This window comes from Neolewinella litorea (assembly GCF_004803465.1).
GTDB lineage: Bacteria > Bacteroidota > Bacteroidia > Chitinophagales > Saprospiraceae > Neolewinella > Neolewinella litorea.
In genome coordinates this window covers 5,001-26,830 of record NZ_SRSF01000016.1, presented here as the reverse complement: position 1 = coordinate 26,830, position 21,830 = coordinate 5,001, and the positions used below count along the sequence as shown (strand labels likewise).

13 protein-coding genes and 2 rRNA genes (1 of these 15 only partly in view) are annotated in these 21,830 nt (G+C 59.4%); 9 read left to right on the top strand and 6 right to left on the bottom strand.

Going from position 1 to position 21,830, the window contains the following annotated elements; all coding sequences use genetic code 11:
- Positions 1 to 299, top strand: a 299-nt coding sequence (locus tag E4021_RS17470; protein WP_168797674.1) for a transposase, incomplete at its 5' end; no start/stop codon positions are given.
- Between the two features lie 119 nt (positions 300 to 418).
- Here the strand turns inward: E4021_RS17470 and E4021_RS17465 are convergent.
- Complete coding sequence (locus E4021_RS17465; protein ID WP_136460723.1) at positions 419 to 3,556, bottom strand: type I restriction endonuclease subunit R; 3,138 nt, start codon at positions 3,554 to 3,556, stop codon at positions 419 to 421.
- Between the two features lie 208 nt (positions 3,557 to 3,764).
- On the opposite strand from E4021_RS17465, the gene E4021_RS17460 reads away from it, so the two are divergent.
- The 3 genes from E4021_RS17460 to E4021_RS17450 all read left to right on the top strand — a co-directional run bounded on the left by E4021_RS17460 (position 3,765) and on the right by E4021_RS17450 (position 8,195).
- Entirely contained in the window at positions 3,765 to 5,126 is a 1,362-nt protein-coding gene (locus tag E4021_RS17460) for an SGNH/GDSL hydrolase family protein (RefSeq protein ID WP_136460721.1), read from the top strand.
- A 58-nt stretch (positions 5,127 to 5,184) separates the two neighbouring features.
- Positions 5,185 to 5,682: an SLATT domain-containing protein gene (locus E4021_RS17455; RefSeq protein ID WP_136460719.1), complete on the top strand. Its 498-nt coding sequence runs from the start codon at positions 5,185 to 5,187 to the stop codon at positions 5,680 to 5,682.
- A 1,025-nt stretch (positions 5,683 to 6,707) separates the two neighbouring features.
- Positions 6,708 to 8,195, top strand: a complete 1,488-nt coding sequence (locus tag E4021_RS17450) for an Ig-like domain-containing protein (protein WP_136460717.1) — start codon at positions 6,708 to 6,710, stop codon at positions 8,193 to 8,195.
- A gap of 99 nt (positions 8,196 to 8,294) precedes the next feature.
- Here the strand turns inward: E4021_RS17450 and E4021_RS17445 are convergent, their stop codons facing one another.
- Complete coding sequence (locus E4021_RS17445; protein WP_136460715.1) at positions 8,295 to 9,608, bottom strand: HsdM family class I SAM-dependent methyltransferase; 1,314 nt, start codon at positions 9,606 to 9,608, stop codon at positions 8,295 to 8,297.
- 275 nt (positions 9,609 to 9,883) lie between these two features.
- On the opposite strand from E4021_RS17445, the gene E4021_RS17440 reads away from it, so the two are divergent.
- The 5 genes from E4021_RS17440 to E4021_RS17420 all read left to right on the top strand — a co-directional run bounded on the left by E4021_RS17440 (position 9,884) and on the right by E4021_RS17420 (position 18,759).
- Entirely contained in the window at positions 9,884 to 11,044 is a 1,161-nt protein-coding gene (locus E4021_RS17440) for a hypothetical protein (protein WP_136460713.1), read from the top strand.
- Complete coding sequence (locus tag E4021_RS17435) at positions 11,041 to 11,661, top strand: hypothetical protein (RefSeq protein WP_136460711.1); 621 nt, start codon at positions 11,041 to 11,043, stop codon at positions 11,659 to 11,661. The genes E4021_RS17440 and E4021_RS17435 overlap by 4 nt, the downstream gene beginning before the upstream one ends.
- 1,128 nt (positions 11,662 to 12,789) lie before the next feature.
- Positions 12,790 to 15,621: an excinuclease ABC subunit UvrA gene (gene uvrA / locus E4021_RS17430; protein WP_136460709.1), complete on the top strand. Its 2,832-nt coding sequence runs from the start codon at positions 12,790 to 12,792 to the stop codon at positions 15,619 to 15,621.
- 673 nt (positions 15,622 to 16,294) lie between these two features.
- The gene (gene dgoD / locus E4021_RS17425) at positions 16,295 to 17,452 is read left to right on the top strand and encodes a galactonate dehydratase (protein WP_136460725.1); all 1,158 of its coding nucleotides are present in this window, start codon (positions 16,295 to 16,297) and stop codon (positions 17,450 to 17,452) included.
- Positions 17,446 to 18,759, top strand: a complete 1,314-nt coding sequence (locus E4021_RS17420) for an MFS transporter (RefSeq protein ID WP_246050324.1) — start codon at positions 17,446 to 17,448, stop codon at positions 18,757 to 18,759. The genes dgoD and E4021_RS17420 overlap by 7 nt, the downstream gene beginning before the upstream one ends.
- Positions 18,760 to 18,834: 75 nt before the next feature.
- Here the strand turns inward: E4021_RS17420 and E4021_RS17415 are convergent, their stop codons facing one another.
- The 4 genes from E4021_RS17415 to E4021_RS17400 all read right to left on the bottom strand — a co-directional run.
- Positions 18,835 to 19,482 (bottom strand): bifunctional 4-hydroxy-2-oxoglutarate aldolase/2-dehydro-3-deoxy-phosphogluconate aldolase, encoded by a 648-nt coding sequence (locus E4021_RS17415; RefSeq protein WP_136460707.1) that lies wholly within the window; start codon positions 19,480 to 19,482, stop codon positions 18,835 to 18,837.
- A complete protein-coding gene (locus tag E4021_RS17410; RefSeq protein WP_168797673.1) occupies positions 19,472 to 20,425 on the bottom strand; it encodes a 2-dehydro-3-deoxygalactonokinase in 954 nt (317 codons plus the stop codon). The genes E4021_RS17415 and E4021_RS17410 overlap by 11 nt, the downstream gene beginning before the upstream one ends.
- Before the next feature lie 191 nt (positions 20,426 to 20,616).
- Positions 20,617 to 20,729: ribosomal RNA gene (rrf, locus tag E4021_RS17405) — 5S ribosomal RNA — on the bottom strand.
- 108 nt (positions 20,730 to 20,837) lie between these two features.
- Positions 20,838 to 21,830 (bottom strand): 23S ribosomal RNA (locus E4021_RS17400); it runs 1,868 nt beyond the window's last position.

Below are 21,830 nucleotides of genomic sequence, written 5' to 3'. Positions count from 1 at the left end.
CGGACAAAGCCTACGACTCGGTCGCCAACCGAATGTACTTACGCAAGCGAGCCATCAGGCCGGTGATTCCGAATCGGGGGTTGGCCGAAGGAAAGAAGCGTCGACGAAGGGGCCCAAAACCCAGCTTGGACCGGGTGGACTATCGCCGTCGCAATACGGTGGAGCGCATGTTTGGGTGGTTGAAAGAGTGCCGGCGAATTGCTACGCGATACGAGAAAAAGGCTGCGCACTTCCTCTCCATGGTGAAGCTCGGGGCTATCCGATTGTTCCTCCGAAGGTATTTTTCAGACACAGCCTAGGGTGCTGACATACAGACTTCCAGTATTTGGTCACCAGAATGTAGCCACCATTATATCGACCTTTTCAGTTCTTTCTCTTCGCTTCACCGTTCACTTCCTGATACACTGTTAAAAGATCCTCACCCCCCATACCGGCTAAACACATGCTGATAAACCGCCCCCGAAAGCTGGTTCACTTCGATATCGGAGTAGAGCTCTACGGGTAGGTACAGCAGATTGTCGTGGATGGTGGTGCGCACCTGGGCCGTTACCTGGTAGCTTTTGCGCCAGTGGTTTACGGACAGCGCTTCAGCCTTGAGGGTCTTGAGGAGGTCCTCGGCGATCCCCCGGACTTCAATACGGGACTGACCCTCTAGTTGCTTGCCTTCGCGGAGAAGATCGAAGATGGCCAGGGCTTCGTCGTTGCTGAGACCCTCGCGGACGTACCTGGCCTGCTCCGCTCCCAGATCACCCACCAGACGGGTGAGTTCGGAGAATACCTTGTCGAGGGAGGCCTGGTCCTTGCCGGCATTGTAGGACGCGATGATTTCCTGGTACCGTTCGTAGAACTCCAACCGCAAGGGATTGTCGGTAAGCATACGTCGTAACTGGCGGTCGACGGCCTCCTGTAGGTTATAGACAATGGTATTCTTGTTCTTCTGCTGCTCCAAGGCCGCCTGCAGGGCGTCGAAATCAAGCTTCGTGAGGTCTACGCCGGCATCATCGTCGTGGAAGGTCGATTCGGCGACGCTGACGCTTTCGCTTACGATTTGCTGCAGGTGGAGGATGATCGACGACACGTCGGCGGAGCGGACCGACTGGTTCAAGTACTTGTACACCGCCTCAATGGCCTCGTAGGTCCGGGTGTGGCGCTTGGCCCCTTCCTCGGGGAAAAGGGCCTGGTACTTACGGAAGACGGTACGCGCCATGGTCTCGAAGGTGGCCCGGGTAGTTTCGTTCCGGCAGACGGCGTTGGCGCCCCGTTGGATGGCAGCCAGGCGCTTCATGGCACTTGCTTCGAGGACGTCGCGCAGGTTGAAGTCGAGGGATCTCAGGTAGCGCCGTACGTCGCCAATGGCCTGCTCCAGTTCCTGCTCGGTTTCGGCGAGGTCCACCACGGGTCCCCGCGCTGCTTGGCTCCCATTGCTCCCGCGTCCCCGCCCGCCCTCGCCGTAGATGGCGTAGGCTTCCCGCAGCTGCTGATACACGTTACCGTAGTCGACGATGAGGCCGTTTTCCTTGTCTTCTCCGAACACGCGGTTGGCCCGGGCGATCGTCTGCATGAGGGTGTGCCCTTTGATGGGCTTATCCAGGTAGATGGTGGATACGCTGGGCGCGTCAAAGCCGGTAATCCACATCGCGCAGACGATGGCCAGCCGGAAGGGATGGTCGGGATCCTTGAATTCCTTTTCCAGGTTGCGGCGGACCATCTTCGCGCGGTGCTCCTCGATCAGCAGTCCGAGGTCCCAGAATTTCTTCACCTCATTCTGCTCGGGGCTGACGATCACGCACACCTCGGTAGCCACCACCCGGTCGTACTTCTCGCCCGGCTTGAGGCCGGCGAGGTATTCCTGCCAGTACTCGGTTACGTAGTCGTACATCCGCACGGCGGTCGGCTTGTCCAGCGCGACGAACATGGCCTTGCCCTGGTAGCCCCGCTCGTTGAAGTGCCACACGAGATCGCGGGCAATGGCACGCAGGCGGGGCTCGGCGGTGAGTATGGGGTAGTTTTTGCTGAAGAGACTGGCCAGCTTGCGGCGCTGATCCTCGTCGAGATCTTCCCGTTCCAGGACTTCGGCCATTTCCAGGTCCAGCTCGGGATTGTCGAGCTGCAGTTTTTCGCCCCGGTTGAGGTACTTCAGTGGCAGGGTGGCTTCGTCTTCAATAGCGCGGTTGAAATCGTAGACCGATACGTAATCGCCGAAGATGGCGCGCGTCAGTTCTTCCTCCTCCTTGATGATTGGGGTCCCAGTGAAGCCGAGAAAGGAAGCGTTCGGCAGGGCCCGGTAGCGCATATTGCGGGCAAAGGTGCCGCCCTGCGTCCGGTGGGCCTCGTCCGAAACCACGATGATGTTCCTGCGCTCGGTGAGCAGTGGATAGTCGGTTTCGGTTTCCGGATCGATGCTGAACTTATGGATCAGGGTAAAGACGTAGCGGTGGTTTTCGCGCAGTAGCTCCCGGAGGTGTTCGCGGCCGGTGGTGCCCTTCTTTTTACCGGCGCGGAGGGTTTCGTCCTTCACTACCCCTACCCCGCTGAAGGTGTCGTAGAGTTGGTTTTCCAGTTCCCCGCGGTCGGCCACGATGAGGAAGGTGTAGCTCCCCCCCAATTTGCGGTGGACCTTCTCGCCAAGGAAGACCATGGAATAGCTCTTGCCGCTGCCCTGGGTGTGCCAGTAGACGCCGAGGCGGCCGTCGAGCTGATCGATGCGCCGGATGTTGTCGATCACCCGGTTGACGCCCAGGTACTGGTGGTTCTTGGCCATGAGTTTCTTGACCGCACCCCCGGCATCGTCGAATAGCAGGAAATTTTCAAAGAGGTCGAGCAGGCGGGCGGGGGCGCAGGTGCCGTGCAACATGGTTTCCAGCGATACCTCTCCCTCCACCCCTTCCTTGATCCGCTTCCATTCCAGGAAGTACTTATAGCTGCTGGTGAGCGTGCCAACCAACGACTCGGTGCCGTTGCTCAGAATGATGAAGGCGTTGTGGTCGAAGACGTGGGGAATGGTATCCTTGTAATCGTCGAGGTTGTCGTAGTAGGCGTCGGCTACGTCCTTGTTTGGGGCCTTGAGCTCAAAGAAGACGAGCGGCAGCCCGTTGACAAAGCCGATTACGTCCGGGCGTCGGTTGTACAGCTCTCCGGAAACCTCCAGTTGGCGTACGGCGAGAAAGTGATTGTCGCTATAATTATCGTAATTGATTACCCGCAGTTTCTCCTCTACGAGTTCACCCTCCGCGTTGGCGTAGCTCACGGGCACCCCATCCTTGAGGAGTCGGTATTTTTCCTGGTTGATTCGCCCCGGCTCCTGCACTGCGGACCGTTGCACCAGCGTCCGCGCCGCCTCCTCGTAGGCCGCCGCAGGGCGACCGGGATTAAGGCGCTCCAGGGCTTCCAGCAAATACCGGGTGAGTACCACTTCCGCTTTATTCTCCCGCCCCAGTAGCCCGTTGGGGCCAAAGGTTTCTCCACGCCAGGCGGTGCGGACGGTCCAGCCCAGCTCGATCAAACATTCTTCAACGGCTTGCTCGACCAGACCATCCTCGGAGAAACTATGTGACATGGGGCGCGACTATATATGCGAACAAGATAATATATCGATCGGAGAACGACTACGTGATAGAAAACTTGAGAGGAAGTAGATTCAGATTACTCCCCCAACGGGCGGCTATTGGATGGCAGGGATCTATCGCAATATCCCGAATACTAGGTATAAAAGACCATCGCTTGACCTGCTTACCTTGGTGGTTATGCCATCGCCTAAATCCAGCATGAATTTAACCTCCCCCAATAACTCCCGAAAAATCCAGGACCTCTTGCTCAATCGGGTAGAAGGAATAAGCTGGTTTTATTACAACGTCGACCTCAACACCGCACTGGGCGGCAAAGAGGAGATATACGCCACCCAGAGCCAGGTAGAGAAGTTCATGGAAGATATCGACTCCGATATCTTCGGCAAAAACAAGATGAAACCCGGAACGAAAGAGAGGGGAACCACCGAAATTCTGCAATTCCTGGCCACCATCATCAAGGCCAACCCGAAGGTGCTGGAGGACGTCATTCGCCGCCTGTTCGACGTTAACGAAATACGCAACCAGTCCGACGCCGGGGAGGGCCTTCTTGGCAAATTCAATAACAAGGACCGTGCGGTTCGCAATAGTATTTATACGGAGCGGATCAGAAACGACCACCGGGAAAAGAAAGGAAACATCGTCGTACTTGCGGAAGGGGATTCCTGGTTTCAGTTCCCCACCGCCTATTTCGGGATAGACGGGGTGAAGGATATTCTGGACTGGCTGATCGAAGACGAGCGCTACGCGGTGCGAAGCCTGGCCGCCGGGGGAGACTGGTTCTCCAATATTTTCCATTCCGGAGAGTACATCGAAGAACTGCCTAAGGTGTCACCCGACGTATTCCTGGTCAGCGGCGGGGGCAACGACCTGGTCGGCAACCGCCGGCTCGCCCTCATGGTCATCAATCCTAAGTACGAAACTCCGGCGGCTGACGACTGCGACCAAAGCAAACGACTCATCGAACTGCGCAGCCAGATCGAGGGGATCGATATCAAAAAGTACAAACTCGGTCTACGGTACCTCTCGGAAGAGTTTTTCAACTTCCTCAACGTTTACTTCATCCAGTTCTTCGTCTTCTTCGTGAGCCTTTCGGACGCGAAGCAGTACAAGCACATGCTGATGATCACCCAGGGGTACGACTTTACCCTACCCTACAACGGTAGCCGCGCCTACTTCCCGGCCATGCAGTACATTTTCAGCCGCTTTACCGACACCGGGGGGTGGCTGTTCGACCCCCTGAAAATGAAAGGAATTGTAAAGGTCGACGTGCAGGAAGCGATCATGTACGCCATGATCACCGAATTCAACGAGATGCTACAGCAGCTGGCCACCTACGAGGGCCTGCCCAATCTATTCCACATCGATTGCCGCGGCGTAGCGCGCAACGAAGACGACTGGTTCGACGAACTCCACCCCCAATCCGAAACATTCGAAGTAATTGCCAAAGCTTACAAAGCTTGCATGGAAGAGAACGTAGGTTTTGTGGAAAAACGAAAGGGAAAGAAAAAGAAAAAGGTGTACCTGGCCCGGACGTACCGGGCAAAGGCCAAGGCTAAGTAATCGCGTTGCATGACTCTTAACCCTCCGTTGTTAATACGGACAAACACTACAATTTGAAATGAAAGAAAATTCAATTAAGGACCCGCTTTACCAGCAAATACAGCGGGAGATGAACCGGGTTGGAAGAAAGGTTACCATCTACAACTCGGTTTTTTACTCTATTCGCATCTTGCAAATTGCACTTGCGGGAACGATTACCGTATTGTCTGGGTGGCATAATGATAGCGACGGATACTCGAATATCATTTTGGCATTGGGAGCAGTGATTACTGGCATCACCGCGTTCGATACGCTGTTCCAGGTGGATTCTACTCGTAACACCTATAAACTGGTACTTTTCGAGCTACGCTCCATCCGAACCGATATTGTCTTTCAGACCATACAGTCTAATAGGGTAGATGGACTCGATGAAAAGATGCAATCCAAGCTCTTCGACAGGTACCGGCGTGCCATCTTGTTCTCTCGGGAATTAATCGGCAGCGAAACGGATAAGAACAGCCACCGGGAGCCGCAGCCGGGGACAGATACCTCAGTTCCGGCCCCTACAATCTCTTGAGAGTGTGCTGAGTTAGCTTGGATGGCGTTGCGGATACAACCTAGAGGCCGGACCGCTCACGAGAAATCATACCTTATGACCGCGGGGCCCATTCCTTGGTCCCCTCGGAATTGACCCCGCTAGTTCGGGAGCCGTCCCCTCCAGGGCCGGGGCGGGAATTTACAATGGGCAATTTTTCAAATACAATTCCCAATTGGCGCTGCCGCACGCCTCCGCTCCCAACCGCTTTTAATCGCGCCTGGAGTCGCTCAGCTCGTGGCCGGTTGAAGCGGGTTGAGGGCCTCCAGGCCCGATTTGGTCGTGACTCCGCGGCTTCACCGTTGAGGGGAAGAACGCCTTTTGATCGAAAGGCCCGGGGCGGGTATTTACAATTGCCAATTTCCCAAATGCAATTCCCAATTGGCGCTGCCGCACGCCCCTGCTCGCTACCGCTCGCGACCGCGCCTGGAGTCGCTCAGCCCGTGGCCGGTTGAAGCGGGTTGAGGGCCTCCAGGCCCGATTTGGTCGTGACTCTGCGGCTTCACCGTTAAAGGGAATAACGCCTTTTGATCGAGAGGTTCGGGGGCGGGAATTTACAATTGGCAATTTTCCATATTACAATTTCCAATTGGCGCTACCACACCCCTCTGCTCGCTACGACTCATGATCGCGCCTGGAGTCGCTCAGCCCGTTCACTTCGACGCCTTACAAGTCGATCAAAAGAACACCATCCAACCTCCATCCCCACCAAAAATATAGCCACCCAAACCTATTGACCCATATCCCTCCCCGCCCGTAACTTCAGACAGGCTACCCACAGGTTCACCACCTAGGAATACCCATACGGACACCCATAAGCCAGCCTTTAACCCCACTCCAGGGAAATCCGTCGGGCGACCAACGGTAAACGGGCCGGTGGAAAAGCACCCCACGGATCGGCCGCGCGTACGGCCGCCGCAACCCCTTTGTACCCCAGTATTCGGTATTGCATTCGCTCATTAGGGCCTGGGCAGGCGCGGCCGCGGGTCCGCAACGCACTGATCAATATGAAACACGTATTCTACCTATGCTTGCTCCTTCCTTCCCTGCTGCTGTCTCAGGTCACCGATAACGACGGCGACTGGGCCGAGCACTACGTCACCCTCTCCAATACACCGGAGGCCGAACTGATGGTCCGCACGGGCGATATCGACAACCTCGGCTTCGGGTGGCCGGCGGATTTCGATCCCTTCTCCGGCAACAGCACCTCCGCCCACGCCTTTCCCTGGACGGTGGACCCGGTGGATCCCGCGGGCACCGACCGCATCATGGTCATCAGCAGCTACGTTGGTACACCCCCGAACGGCAACGACGGGTACACCTCAACCACCAGCCGCCCCGACAACGACGTCCAGGGCATCACGCTCACCTTCGAAACCGACCTGACAATATCGGCCGCTACCCTGCAATTCTTCGTGGACGATTTCCAGGCGCCGGTATGGAACGCCAACTACGTCGTCTTCCTCGACGGCGTGCGGGCCAGCGGACTGGAAGCCATCGTCAACGACCTGCAACAGACCGGCCCCATCGGGAAGATTATCACCTACAGCATCCCCAACGAACTGCTCTACCTCCTCGACGACGGTAGTCTCATGGTCGTCTTCGATGATTTCACGACCGGCGCCGGCGACGGCTACGCGATCGACTTCGCCAAACTGCTCATCAACCCCTCGGAAGACGTGGAGCGCAACGCCACCTTAACCGGCCAGGTGACCGACGCCAACGACAACTCACCCCTCGAAGGGGTCATCGTACGCACCACCAATAACCTCAGCGACACCACCGATGCGGCAGGCTACTACACCATCGAGAACCTCAGCCCCGGCATCAACCAGCTTACCACCTTCGCCCCCGGCTACGGGGCGGCCACGCAGTCGGTAGACATTGCGGAAGACCAAACCCTGACCGTCAATTTCGCGCTCGACTCACCCGCCCCCGTGCTGACCTTCCTATCCCCCGCCCACGAAGCCACCCAGGTAGATACCTCCGCCCGCATCCTGCTGGTCTTTGATCAGGAGATGGACGCGGCCACCTTCAACACCTCTTCCCTGGTCCTCACCGGCAACGAGCAAAACGTACCGGGCACCTTCACTACCTCCGGCGATACGCTGGTCTTCCTCCCCGAGCGACTCGACTCCAGCACCACTTACTCGCTCACCATCACCTCCGCCCTGCGCAACACCCTGGGCGTACGGTTGGAGGAGGATCTCCGGTTCTCGTTCTCCACGGGCGAGGCATCTACCGCGGTCGGCAGTCGCCCCTCCGTGCCCGTCTTTAACGTCTTCCCGAACCCGCTCCAGGACAACCTCCTGCGCCTCACCGCCCCGATCGGCACCACCGCGTTCCGGATCTACAATCGCACCGGCCAGGTCATCCAATCGGGCGCCTACCAGCCTTCCCTGCGCCTCTCCGCTGATTTATCCCCCGGCATCTATTACCTCCAGTTGCTGGACCGCACCGACCGCCCCGTAGGCATTGCCCGCTTTGTTCGGTAGTAAGACATCCGTCGGCCCTGCCCGCATAACATGGTTTGGGCGCAGACGCGGGTGCCGTAATTTCCCGATCAGGCTATATACTGTGGTACGCGCAGCCTACTACTCCACCTGGGCCAACCGACCCGACCGCTCCCCCTCCACCGGAGCGGCGGCATATCGATTTGGGCTGAGATCGTAATCGTTCCCCGCGATCTCCGCCAGCGTAACCGACCGGCAGAAACCCGGCACGTCCTCGTAGTCGTTGCGGCCGTCGCGCCACTGGTGGTAGGTGTCGGCGATGCGGCTGATCGCTTCCTGGCTGAGCTCGGAGTGGCCGTAGGACTCCGCCTGGATGAAGAGGGTCTCACCCGGCCGGTCGCGCTGGTAGGTGTTGTGCTCGGCGAGCTTGTCGTGCGACAGCAGCCACAGACAGCCCAGGTTCGCGGGTAGTGCAATCAGGCAATCGACCACGTCCTCCTCGAGCAGGCGACGCCGGACAGTGGCAGCCTTACTTTCCCGCGAACGCAGCGAACGGTCGGCTAGCATAAGGGCCGCCGTACCCCCTTCGTTCAGTTTGGTGCGGACGTGCTGGATCCAGGCGTAGGGGTCCTCACCGGCCGGTGGGTGAGCGAGTACGTAGTCGGCCGCAACCTCCGGGTGCTGGTCGTGCCCGAATACACTTGCGGCGGCCGCGCCCAGCCGCGCGTCCACGCCGTGTACCGACAGGCTCATCCGGGCCAGCCAGCGGGTGGCGGGGGCGGACTCCTGTCCATACATACGCAGATCGTGGTACTTGCCGTGCTGCTTCCGTGCAAAGTCAACCGACCGCACCAAAGTATGGCCCGTCCCGCAGCAGGGGTCGTAAAGCTTCCCACCCAGGGGTTCCAGCAGGTCCACCATCAGTCCGACCAAACAGGCGGGCGTGCGGGAGGACGCGGTACCGAAGCGGTCGAGCAGGTAGTCGAATACCTCGCCAATAGTGCCTTCCTGGAAGGTTGTGGCCTCCTGACCATCGACGAGCTGGAGCAGTGCCGTCTTCTGTTCAGCGGTGAGGCCCAGAGCCGTGAAGTACCGATCCGGCAATTCCCCCTCCAGCATGGGATTGCACGCAGCCATGGCCGATAATGCCTGGTCGATCCGGGCCGCAGTGTCCGCCCCCCCGGCAATGGAAGACCAGCGACCTTCCTCCGGCAGGTAAAAGACGTTCTCGGCGTTGTAGAAATCTGCCTGGTCAAGAAACCCGCCCAGCCCTTCACGCGACATCTCCAGGTGCCGTGCTGCGTACCGTACGTCGGCCCACTTCAGGAATACGAGGGTGAGCAGGGCGTGCTGGTAATCGGCGCGGTCGACCTCCCCCCGTAATTTTTCGGCGCGGTTCCACAGGGATGCACCCACCGACCCGGGGTGGGCCGCGGTTTTTTTCTTGTACATCATAGCGTAATTCGGGCGAATGTAGCAATTCCATCCGGCCCCGGCACCCGCGCTCCGCCGCAAAGTCCGTCTAAACAGCTATTTGACGCGCCAAAGGCGTTCCTACCCGCCCGCACCACCTTCTGGCGCGGACGCCGGTGCGATGCCTACAGCGGAAGCCGTACGACGTGGCTCAGCCGACCAATACCCCCTGCGCCAAGGCCGTCATGAGGCCCTCCGGTTTGCAAAGCCACCTGGGTTCCGCTATCTTATAGGCACACGAGCCGAACACCACCCATATGCACCGCACCGGAATTGAACTGGTTCTGGCGATCCTCCTGGTATCGCTGCAATCCTGCGTTTCCGCGCGGGTGGCGGAGGAGCAGGGCCTGCGCATCCGGGAGTTGGAGAAAACGGTAGCCGACTACGATAGAAAGCAGGCGGAAAATGAGCTTATCGTGCGGAACTACGAGGAGAAGCTGGAGGCGCTGGAGACACGGAAAAACGCAGCTTTTGACGAAGTGGTGAACGGTCTGATCACCGAGGGGAACGATAACACCCAATCGGTCCACACCGAAGCCACCGCCCTGCTGCAGCGGCACCATGAGCAACTGAAAGAACTGGCGAGCGAAATGCTTTCGCTGCACTTTGCGGACTTCATCGGACAGGGGTTACACATCCATTCCGACCCATACAACACCCGGATGATCATCGACCTCGACCGGGTATACGACGAGCGTACCTTCGACATCAACGCCCGCGGGCGCGCCATCCTCGACAAGCTGAACAGCCGGCAGATGCGTCGGCTGGTGGAGGCCGGATTTTCCTTTGAGCTGTATAACGTAAGCGTATTCACCCGGGAAGGAAAGGAATTTACCTACCCGACGCCCTCCCCCTTTTTGGAGGAGTTTGCCGCGCGGATCGACACCATCAGCTTTCGCAACCACTTCCTGGGTGAATACGACGGACCGGACATCCCGCCGGACGAGGCAATGGAATACCTGCGGGACGAATTTGTGCTGGTCATTAGCCGACCCTGGCCAACGCTTGACATGGACCTCATCAATATGGTCGCTCGGGACGGCGGGATTTTCAGGGTAGAAAACCTAGTGGAAAGGCCACCACCGCCACCACCGCCCACCATGAGTGCCGGCATGCGTACCGACCTGATGCCCATCAGCCTGGTGAGCGAACCGGAGCGCAGTCAGAAATTCCTCATGCTCCCCAGCGCGTACCGCCTGGCGGGCCTGTACAAAAGTTCGGCCACCGACGATGCGGTGGTGAGGGCCGTGCGGCAACTGGAGGAAAAGAACAAGATCATCAAGTACTTTGACGGCACCAGTCCCGAAGCCGTGCGCTGCGACCGGCACTACGCGATCGTCATCCTGCGGGAGGGGGAGGTGGTGTATAAATCGGACCGCGTGAAGATTCCCTGCACCGACGTGAAGACCTTCGAATGAAAAAATTCACGGTCATCGTCGGCGGTATTCTCGCGTGCCTGCCCTGGATCAATGAGATCACCGCCCTGAACTTGCTTCCCGATTACTGGCACTACGGATCGGAAGTGATCAACGTGGTCGTCTCCGTGCTGTGCTTCGCGGTGGTGGGACTGCTCTACATCAATCGCTTGGCCCTGCGGCGTGTGGGTAAGACGAAGATCATCGTCACTACCGCGGTATCGTTCCTGCTTTTCGCGGGGGCCTTTTTGGGTTTGCTGCTGATACGGAACCACACGTACTTCACGGTCTCGGATTGCTGCATTTATTCCCAGGATGACGGGTGCGTGAGCCATAAGGTGTTCGTGCCCCTCTTCAAACCGCCAGCGGTCGCGGACTACCCGCGCACGGAACTGGAAATGAGTTGGCAGGAGTGGATCGCCCTCGACCAGTGCTTCGTGAACGAGGAGTTGACGCGGATCGGCGGCGACGATATCCTGGCCAGTTTCACCTACACCATGCTGCTGCTGAGTCTGCTCTACCTGCTCACCTTCATTTTCCTGATATTGGCCGTTGTCCCCCTGGGCCTTTATGCTTCTACTGACGCGGACCTGGATGCGGACGCGGAAGAACCTGCGTAGCGCCGACTTGAGTCGGCATGCTACCCGGATAACGGAACACAAATACAGCTTGACCGCTCAAACCATCGCTACGAAACGGGCTGAGGGCTTTCCAGCCCGATGGCATAGCCCCACCGCCGGTTTTCCAAGCAGCATGACGGCTCAAGCCGTCGCGACAAAAACGGGCTGAGGGCTTTCCAGCCCGATGGCATAGCCCCACCGCCGGTCTTTCAAGCAGCATGACGGCTCAAGCCATCACTACGGCTCACTGTAGCGCCGACTTCAGTCGGTATGCTGCTCGGATAATGGAACACAAATACAGCTTGACCGCTCAAAGCGTTGAGGCAAAAACGGGCTGAGGGCTTTCCAGCCCGATGGCGTAGCCCCACCGCCGGTTTTCCAGGCAGCTTGACGGCTCAAGCCGTCGCTACGGCTCACTGTAGCGCCGACTTCAGTCGGTATGCTGCCCGATTGACGGAGTTTAAATGCAGCTTGACCGCTCAAAGCGTCGAGGCAAAAACGGGCTAAGGGCTTTCCAGCCCGATGGCGTAGCCCCACCGCCGGTTTTTCAAGCAGCTTGACGGCTCAAGCCGTCGCTACGGCTCACTGTAGCGCCGACTTCAGTCGGTATGCTGCCCGATTGACGGAGTTTAAATGCAGCTTGACCGCTCAAAGCGTCGCGACAATAACGGGCTGAGGGCTTTCCAGCCCGATGGCATAGCCCCCCCGCCGGTCTTCCAAGCAGCTTGACGGCTCAAGCCGTCGCTACGGCTCACTGTAGCGCCGACTTCAGTCGGTATGCTGCCCGGTTAACGGAACACAAATACAGCTTGACCGCTCAAACCGTCGCGACAAAAACGGGCTGAGGGCTTTCCAGCCCGATGACATAGCCCCCCGCCGGTTTTCCAAGCAACATGACGGCTCAAGCCGTCGCTACGGCTCACTGTAGCGCCGACTTCAGTCGGTATGCTGCCCGGATAACGGAGCACAAATACAGCTTGACCGCTCAAACCATCGCGACAGAAACGGGCTGAGGGCTTTCCAGCCCGATGGCGTAGCCCCACCGCCGGTCTTTCAAGCAGCTTGACCGCTCAAGCCGCCGCTACGGGCCCGACAAAACCCCTACCCCATCCCACCCGTTTCCTACCCATGTCCACTAACCGAAACGAGCATACGGCGGCCGATCTGCGCACCGCCATTTTCATCAAGGGAGCCAACGCCAATAACCTCAAGAATGTCGACCTGACGATCCCCAAAAACCAGCTGGTAGTGGTCACCGGCGTCAGCGGGAGCGGGAAATCGAGCATCACGATGGACACCCTCTTCGCGGAAGGGCAGCGGCGGTACGTGGAAAGCCTGAGCAGCTACGCCCGGCAGTTCCTGATGCGGATGAAGAAGCCCGAAGTGGACTATATACGCGGCATCTGCCCGGCCATCGCTATCGAGCAGAAAACGACTACGGCCAACGCCCGCTCCACGGTAGGCACTCTCACCGAGATCTACGACTATCTGCGGCTGCTTTACGCCCGTGTGGGTCGCACTTTCAGTCCGATCAGCGGCGAAGAAGTGAAACGACACACGGTCACCGACGTGGTAGACCACATCCTCGGCCTTGAGGAAGACAGCCGCGTCTACCTCTACGCGCCCATCCCGCGTACCTACGGCGACCGTACCCTGCGTCGTGAACTCGAACTGCTGCAGCAGAAGGGCTACACCCGCGTGCTGGCCGAAGACGAACCCCAACGCATCGAGGACGTGCTGGAAAGCGACCGCGACAGTCTGGAGAAGGTGCTGAACACCCTCACCACCGAGGAGGAAATGATGGTGCTGGTCGACCGTTTCGTGGTGAGGGCCGACGATGAGGAGAACAACAAACGCATTGCCGACTCCGTACAGACGGCCTTTGTAGAAGGCGACGGCGAGGTGATCGTGAGCCTGGATGGCGGCGACTGGGAGGCCTTCAACAACCGCTTCGAACTGGATGGTATGACCTTCCTGGAGCCCTCCCCCGCCCTGTTCAACTTCAATAACCCCTACGGCGCCTGTCCGACCTGCGAGGGCTTCAGTCGCACCATGGGCATCGACGAGGACAAGGTGATTCCCAATCCGAGTCTGTCGATCTACGACGGCGCCGTGGCCCCCTGGAGCGGTAGCAGCTACGGTCAGTGGCAGACCGACTTCCTGCGGGTTGCCAACCGCTTTGAATTCCCCGTGCACACCCCCTACGGCGACCTCACCGACGAGCAGAAGGCCATCGTCTGGGACGGCAACCGACACGTGCAGGGCATTCACGCCTTCTTCGAGGAACTGCAAAAGAAGCTCTACAAGATCCAGAACCGGGTGATGCTGGCGCGCTACCGGGGCCGCACCCTCTGCCACAACTGCAAGGGCAAACGCCTGCGGAAAGAAGCCACCTACGTGAAAGTCGGCGGCGTGGCCATCACCGAGTTGGTGGACCTACCCATAGACCTGCTGCAGACCCACTTCCAGGAACTGGAACTCAACGAGCACGACGCCACCATTGCCCGCCGCCTGCTGCTGGAGATCAACAACCGCCTGCAGAGCATGATGGACCTCGGTCTCGGCTACCTCACCATCAACCGGCTGAGCAACACCCTCTCCGGGGGTGAAAGCCAGCGCATCAACCTGACGCGCACGCTCGGCAGCAACCTGACCGCCAGCCTCTACATTCTCGACGAGCCGAGTATAGGCCTGCACCCCCGCGACACGGAGCGACTGGTCCGGGTGCTGCGGCGACTCCGCGACCTCGGCAATACCGTTTTGGTAGTGGAACACGAGGAAGGCATCATCGCCGCGGCGGACTACCTCATCGATATCGGTCCGCGGGCGGGCGTACACGGCGGGGAGGTGATCTTCGCCGGCCCCTACGAGAATATCTACGACGAGGCCACGGAAAGCCTCACCACGAAGTACATGAACGGCACCCTGTCGATCGAGCCGCCCGAGCAGCCGCGCCGCCTGACCAACTGGATCAAGCTGGAGGGTGCTCGCATGCATAACCTGAAAAAGGTGGACGTCCAGATCCCGCTCAACGCGATCACCGTCGTATCAGGCGTTTCCGGCAGCGGCAAAACGAGTCTGGTAAAGGGCATCCTCTACCCCGCCCTGATGCGGCAATTGGGGGAAGGCACCTCGCAGGCTCCCGGCCCCTTCTCGCGTCTCGACGGCGACCTCAAACTCCTGAGCGGCGTGGAGATGGTCAACCAGAGCCCAATCGGCAAGAGCAGTCGCTCTAACCCCGTCACCTACGTCGGTGCCTACGACGCCATCCGCAACTTGATGGTGAAGCAGCAACTCTCGAAAATCCGCGGTTACAAGCCCAGTTTCTTCAGCTTCAACGTCGACGGCGGCCGCTGTCCGACCTGCAAGGGTGAGGGCGAGCAGATCGTGGAGATGCAGTTCCTGGCCGACGTACGCCTGGAATGCGAAGAATGCCGCGGAGCCCGCTTCAAGCGCGAAATCCTCGACGTACAATACAACGGGAAAAACATCGCCGAGATCCTGGACTTGAGCATCAACGAGGCCATCGACTTCTTCGCCGAAGAGGAGGACATCAGCAAGAAACTGCAACCGCTGCAAGACGTTGGCTTGGGCTACGTCACCCTGGGCCAGTCCAGTTCCACCCTTTCCGGCGGCGAGGCCCAGCGCGTGAAACTGGCCAGCTTCCTCACCAAAGACAAGGCCGGCGAGCACCTACTTTTCATCTTCGATGAGCCCACTACCGGCCTCCACTTTGACGACGTCAAGGTGCTTCTCTCTGCCTTCAACGCCCTGGTCGAAAACGGCCACTCCGTCCTCATCGTAGAGCATAACCTCGACGTGATCCGCTCCGCCGATTACGTGATCGACCTCGGCCCCGAAGGCGGCCGCGACGGCGGGCACCTCCTCTTTCAGGGGCGGCCCCAGGAGCTCAAAGGAGTGGAAGGAAGCTATACGGGTCGGTACCTCCACGGCTCGTGACCTCCGGTCGCGGCGCACGGCTCATAACCTCCGGTCGCGGCACACGGCTCGTGACCTCAGGTCGCGTCCGCCGCGTTGATTCGCGCACGCTACATCCGCGGAGCCCATTCCTCGGTACCCTCGGAATTGACCCCGCTCGTGGCATGCCGTCCCTTCCAGGGCCGGGTAGCGGCTCGTGGCTCGTGACCTCCGGTCGCGGCGTGCACGTCGACTCGCGCATGCTATATCCGCGGAGCCAATCCCTCGGTAACCGCTGAGCGGAGACGTTCCCCGATGCCCAATGCCCGCGGAGCCCATTCCTCGGTAACCTCGGAATTGACCCCGCTCGTGGCACGCCGTCCCTTCCAGGGCCGGGTAGCGGCTCGTGACTTCCAGTCGCGACGCACGGCTCGTAACCTCCAGTCGCGGCACACGGCTCGTGACTTCCAGTCGCGGCACACGGCTAGTAACCTCCAGTCACGAATAGCCAGTAGCCACCTCAGTCAGCACGCCACACGCACGCCATCCCCCCTATATCCAAGCGGATCACTACATTCATGCAATCGGTAGCAGGGCCATCTGAGCAAAATCCCGGCCAGGGGAAGCGCGAACGAAAAGCAGGCTGCGAGATAAAGATCCACGTCCAAAGCGGAGCCACCCCTTCTCTCCTTTACCCCTTTACCCCATGAACCCCATGCAAGACCTCACCATCACCAAACTGGAGCTCTTCCGCGTAGCGCCCCGCTGGTTGTTCCTGAAACTCACCACGGCGGAAGGCATTGAAGGCTGGGGGGAACCGGTAGTAGAGGGCAGGGCCGCCACCGTAGAGGCCTGCGTGCGGGAATTGGAGGAGCACATCATCGGACACTCTGCGCACCGGATCGAAGACTTCTGGCAAATGGTGTACCGCGGCGGCTTCTACCGGGGCGGACCGGTACTCATGAGCGCGTTGTCGGGCATCGATCAGGCCATGTGGGACATCAAGGGAAAAGCCCTGGGCGTACCGGTCTACGAACTGCTGGGCGGTGCGGTACGCAACAGGGTCCGCATCTACGGGTGGATCGGCGGGGATAGCCCCGAAGCACTGGCCGCAGCGGCCCGCAAACGGGTAGACAACGGATTCACCGCAGTCAAGATGACGATCTGCGACCAGATGGAGTGGATCGACAGTCCCGCCAAGGTAGCCGAAGTGGGCAACAAGATGGCCGCGATGCGCGAGGCCGTAGGCGACGAAGTCCTTATTGGGGTAGACTTACACGGACGGGTCCACAAAGGACAGGCCAAGGCCATTGCCCGCGCCCTGGAACCCTACCATCCCTTCTTCCTCGAAGAACTCGTACTGGCCGAAAACAACGACGCCCTCAAGGCCCTCCACGACTTCACGTCCATCCCCATCGCTACGGGTGAGCGGATGTATAGCCGCTGGGACTTCAAACGGATCCTCGAGCAAAACGCGGTCGACATCGTGCAACCCGACCTGAGTCACGCCGGCGGCATCACGGAAGTCAAGAAAATAGCTACCCTGGCCGAAGCTTACGACGTGGCACTTGCCCCCCACTGTCCGCTCGGCCCCATCAGCTTTGCCGCCGCCTTGCAGATCGACTTCAACTGCATAAATGCCCTCATCCAGGAAACCAGCCTGGGTATCCACTACAACGTGGGAGCCGACCTCACCGACTACCTCGTCGATCCCGATGGCTTCCGGCTCCGCGACGGACACGTGCCCCTGTCCACCAAACCCGGTCTGGGCATCGAGATCGACGAAGAAAAGGTCAGGGAAGCCGCCCGCGAAGGCCACAACTGGAAGAGCCCCATCTGGCGCAACGCCGACGGATCGGTCACGGAATGGTAGCCCCACCCGCCATGACCCGCAAGCGCTACAACATCCTCGCCCTGATCTTCGTGACGGTGGTGATCAACTACATGGACCGGAGCAACATCTCCGTGGCCGCCGCCGCCATCAGTGAGGAACTGGAACTGACGAAGGTGCAGCTCGGACTCATCTTCTCCGCTTTCGGACTTACCTATTCCCTGCTCCAGATCCCCGGCGGCATTCTCGCCGATCACGTCAAGCCGCGCCTGCTATACCCCATCATTCTGGTGCTGTGGTCGCTGGCTACCCTTTTGCAGGGCGTGGTGAGCTCCCTGGCGGCACTCATCGGACTGCGCGCCTCCATCGGTGTATTCGAAGCGCCCTCTTACCCCACCAACAACCGCATCGTCACGAGCTGGTTCCCCGACCGGGAGCGGGCCTCGGCGATAGCCGTGTACACTTCCGGACAGTTCATCGGACTGGCCTTCCTGACGCCCGTCCTGGTGGCCGTCCAGGCTTACTTCGGCTGGCGGGGACTGTTCATCTTCTCCGGACTCGTAGGCATTGCTTGGGCCGTCGTCTGGTGGTTCCTGTACCGCGATCCGCGCGACCACGAAACCGTCAGCAAGGCGGAGCTCAACCATATCGCGGAGGGCGGTGGACTCATCGGCGACGCGCCCGGCACGGCAACCGGCGACCGGGTCGAGTTCAACCTCCGCGACCTGCGGGAGGCCTTCGTGCACCGCAAGCTCTGGGGCATCTACCTCGGGCAGTTCTGCCTGGTCACGCTGTTCACCTTTTTCCTGACGTGGTTTCCGACCTACCTGGTGGAGTTTCGGGGGCTGGATTTCATCAAATCGGGTTTCCTGGCCAGTATCCCCTTCCTGGCGGCCTTCATGGGCGTGCTGCTTTCCGGCTTTGTATCCGATTACCTGGTGCGCCGGGGCGTGTCCAACGAAGCCTCCCGCAAAGGTCCCATCATCCTGGGCATGCTGCTGTCGATCCTCATCATCGGGGCGAACTACACCGACCATACCGCCCTCATCATCTTTTTCCTCGCCATCGCCTTCTTCGGCAACGGGCTGGCGTCCATCACCTGGGTCTTCGTTTCCTTGCTCGCGCCGCAGCGACTGATCGGGCTCGTGGGTGGGGTATTCAACTTTATCGGCGGACTGGGGGCGGTGGTTTCGCCTACGGTCATTGGTTACCTGGCGCAGGGCGGCGACTTTACGCCGGCGCTGCTGTTTGTTGGCTTCGTGGCCTTCCTGGGGCTGTGTAGCTACCTCTTTTTGGTGGGCAAGATCGAACGGGTGGAAGAGTCGCCGGGCTTACGGTCGAATCTTTAGGGCGCGCCCGCTGGTGCCGGGTTTGATAACCACATGCCGGGCACCTGGGTTCCGGTACGGTACCCGCGGCCGCGGCTACTTTGCGATATCGGCAATCTCGGCCCGCACGGAGAGGAAGTGCTGTCGCAATGCCGCGTAATCCCCCTGCCGGATCAGTTCCGTGTCGAGCAGGGCACTGCCCATGCCAACCCCCACAGCGCCGGCGGTGAACCAGTCGCGGAGGTTCTGTCGGGTCACGCCGCCCGTGGGCAGCAAGAGGATCTCGTTTAGGGGAGCGAGGATATCTTTTACGTAGTCGGGCCCCAACTGTCCGGCCGGAAACAGCTTGACCGCGGCGGCGCCGAGGCTCCAGGCGCGGTGGACCTCCGTAGGCGTGAAGGCCCCGGGGAAGATGGGCAGGTCCTGGGCCACGGCCGCCAGAATGACGTCCTCATCCAGGATCGGTGTTACGATAAAGCGCGCTCCGGCCTGCGCCGCCTGCTCAAAGTCTTCGAGGGTACAGACGGTCCCCGCTCCGATATTGAGTTCGGGAAAGCTGGTGGACAAGTCGGCGATGATTTCCGTAGCGGCCGGGGTATTCATGGTCACTTCCACGGTGTGGAAACCGGTATCCTTACACACCCTGGCCACCTGGCGGCATACCTCCGGTGATTCACCGCGCAGGATCGCGATGATGGGGGTTTCCCAGAAAAGGGGCCAGGAAAACGGGGCTTCAGCCGACATGCTGCAGGAGGAGTTTGGTTTGTCCCGAAAGTAAGGCACTTTCCAGGGCCGCTCCGTCGAAGCACCGTACCCGATCTGGGGACAGCAATCGCATAAGGGCCGTTCGGTACAGGCTATACACCGGGTCCGGAGCGGCCAGGTAGACCATTCCATGCCCGGCGGCTGCTTCGCGCAGCTCCTCGCCGATCAATAGACCGCTGAGGTAGAAGTAGTTGTCAGCCGGATCTCGGTCTTCCAGCACCTGCCGCACGCGTACGGTAAAGAGATGGCGGCCCAGGCTCCCCGACTGGGCGCGGTCGACCCCCGCGTGGAAAGCCGCCTCCACAGAAGGGTTGAAGGGGGCCACAGCAACGGAGCCCGCCAAAATACTTGTGGAAGCCAGTAATTCAAACAGCTCGCCGGTCATGTAGGTGGAGAAGGAGGTGAACAACCCGTTCTCGTAGCGCAGGTGCTTGCTGTGCGTACCTGGGAGGATCAGGGTTCCGTCGCCAAATGGTTGCAGGCGATCCATCAGACCCAGTGCCTGCACTTCCTCCCCGCGCATGATGCTGTCGGTGGAGCGGAGGCCGGAGATGAGAAGCAGCGATCTGTCCCCCTGAAGTTTCAGTCTTTGGTGGATCAATCTCGTACCGTCGGCGTCGAGCGGCAGTTCAGCGTAGGGCAATTCATACATCCCGATATTGGAAGACGACATGCCGGAGGCGACCACCAGGGCGTCTTGGTAGTCGGCGGGTAAGTGGTCCAGCTGTTCGGTGAGGTATTGGGCGAAAAAGGCGAAGCGGTCACCCACCCCAGCGGCCAGGAAGCGTTGGTTGGTGCGGCGAATGCCCTCGGTGGTGGCCTGCTGGTGGGTGACGCGGCCGGTGGTGGTTTCTACTGTTCGTAGGCGGAAGTTGGTGGTGCCCCAGTCGCAGCTGATGAAGTACTGGGGGGCGGTGGGCATGGGGTGGGGTTTGGGAGGGAATTTACGGGGTTTTGGTGGCGCGGTCTGAGACCGCATTTTTCTTTCGCGGTCTGGAGACCGCATTTCGCTGGCGCGGTCTGGAGACCGCGTTGTACTAGCGCGGTCGGGCGACCGCCTGGTACCAAACGGAGAAAGCCCCACCGCGGGGTCGCGGTGAGGCTTTCAGAAAAAATTGGCGGCGACCTACTCTCCCGGGGTCAAGCCCAAGTACCATCGGCGCTGGGCAGCTTAACTTCTCTGTTCGGAATGGTAAGAGGTGATCCTGCCCGCAATAGCCACCAAAGTCTTTGTCCACTGACGCTTGCGCGCCCGCGGTCGTTTCTTTTGATAACGATCAACAAGTTCGATAAGAGAGATTCAACCCTACCAAAAACCCATTTCGAAGAAAAAATAAAGGAAGCTGTCGGGCGATTAGTACTGCTCGGCTCCATGCGTTACCACACTTCCACCTACAGCCTATCAACGCAGTCATCTTCTGCGACCCTCAAGGGAATATTCATCTTGGAGTTGGCTTCGCGCTTAGATGCTTTCAGCGCTTATCCGTGCCGTATATAGCTACCCGGCAGTGCAGCTGGCGCCACAACCGGTACACTAGAGATACGTCCATTCCGGTCCTCTCGTACTGGAAACAGATCTCCTCAATATTCCTACGCCCGCAACAGATAGAGACCGAACTGTCTTGCGACGTTCTGAACCCAGCTCGCGTGCCACTTTAATGGGCGAACAGCCCAACCCTTGGGACCTTCTTCAGCCCCAGGATGTGACGAGCCGACATCGAGGTGCCAAACCTCCCCGTCGATGTGAGCTCTTGGGGGAGATCAGCCTGTTATCCCCGGAGTACCTTTTATCCTTTGAGCGATGGCCCTTCCATGCGGAACCACCGGATCACTTAAGCCTGCTTTCGCACCTGTTCGAGCTGTCGCTCTCTCAGTCAAGCACCCTTATACTTATACGCTCTTCGCATGATTACCAACCATGCTGAGGGTACCTTTGCGAGCCTCCGTTACACTTTAGGAGGCGACCACCCCAGTCAAACTACCCACCACACACGGTCCTCCCAGTTCGTGGGAGTTAGTGTCAAAGTATAAGAAGGGTGGTATTTCAAGGACGACTCCACCAGCACTGGCGTACCGGCTTCGTAGTCTCCCACCTATCCTACACATCTTATACCCTAACACAATGTGAAGCTGTAGTAAAGGTTCACGGGGTCTTTTCGTCCCGTTGCGGGTAATCGGCATCTTCACCGATACTTCAATTTCACCGAGCTCATGGCCGAGACAGTGCCCAGATCGTTACACCATTCGTGCAGGTCGGAACTTACCCGACAAGGAATTTCGCTACCTTAGGACCGTTATAGTTACGGCCGCCGTTTACTGGGGCTTCA

Bases quoted from the DNA above. Each gene is read 5' to 3' on its own strand.
- dgoD (WP_136460725.1), top strand. From the start codon at position 16,295: ATGCAAGACCTCACCATCACCAAACTGGAGCTCTTCCGCGTAGCGCCC.
- E4021_RS17415 (WP_136460707.1), bottom strand. From the start codon at position 19,482: ATGTCGGCTGAAGCCCCGTTTTCCTGGCCCCTTTTCTGGGAAACCCCC.
- E4021_RS17450 (WP_136460717.1), top strand. From the start codon at position 6,708: ATGAAACACGTATTCTACCTATGCTTGCTCCTTCCTTCCCTGCTGCTG.
- E4021_RS17420 (WP_246050324.1), top strand. From the start codon at position 17,446: ATGGTAGCCCCACCCGCCATGACCCGCAAGCGCTACAACATCCTCGCC.
- E4021_RS17440 (WP_136460713.1), top strand. From the start codon at position 9,884: ATGCACCGCACCGGAATTGAACTGGTTCTGGCGATCCTCCTGGTATCG.
- E4021_RS17455 (WP_136460719.1), top strand. From the start codon at position 5,185: ATGAAAGAAAATTCAATTAAGGACCCGCTTTACCAGCAAATACAGCGG.
- E4021_RS17460 (WP_136460721.1), top strand. From the start codon at position 3,765: ATGAATTTAACCTCCCCCAATAACTCCCGAAAAATCCAGGACCTCTTG.
- E4021_RS17410 (WP_168797673.1), bottom strand. From the start codon at position 20,425: ATGCCCACCGCCCCCCAGTACTTCATCAGCTGCGACTGGGGCACCACC.
- E4021_RS17435 (WP_136460711.1), top strand. From the start codon at position 11,041: ATGAAAAAATTCACGGTCATCGTCGGCGGTATTCTCGCGTGCCTGCCC.
- uvrA (WP_136460709.1), top strand. From the start codon at position 12,790: ATGTCCACTAACCGAAACGAGCATACGGCGGCCGATCTGCGCACCGCC.
- E4021_RS17445 (WP_136460715.1), bottom strand. From the start codon at position 9,608: ATGATGTACAAGAAAAAAACCGCGGCCCACCCCGGGTCGGTGGGTGCA.
- E4021_RS17465 (WP_136460723.1), bottom strand. From the start codon at position 3,556: ATGTCACATAGTTTCTCCGAGGATGGTCTGGTCGAGCAAGCCGTTGAA.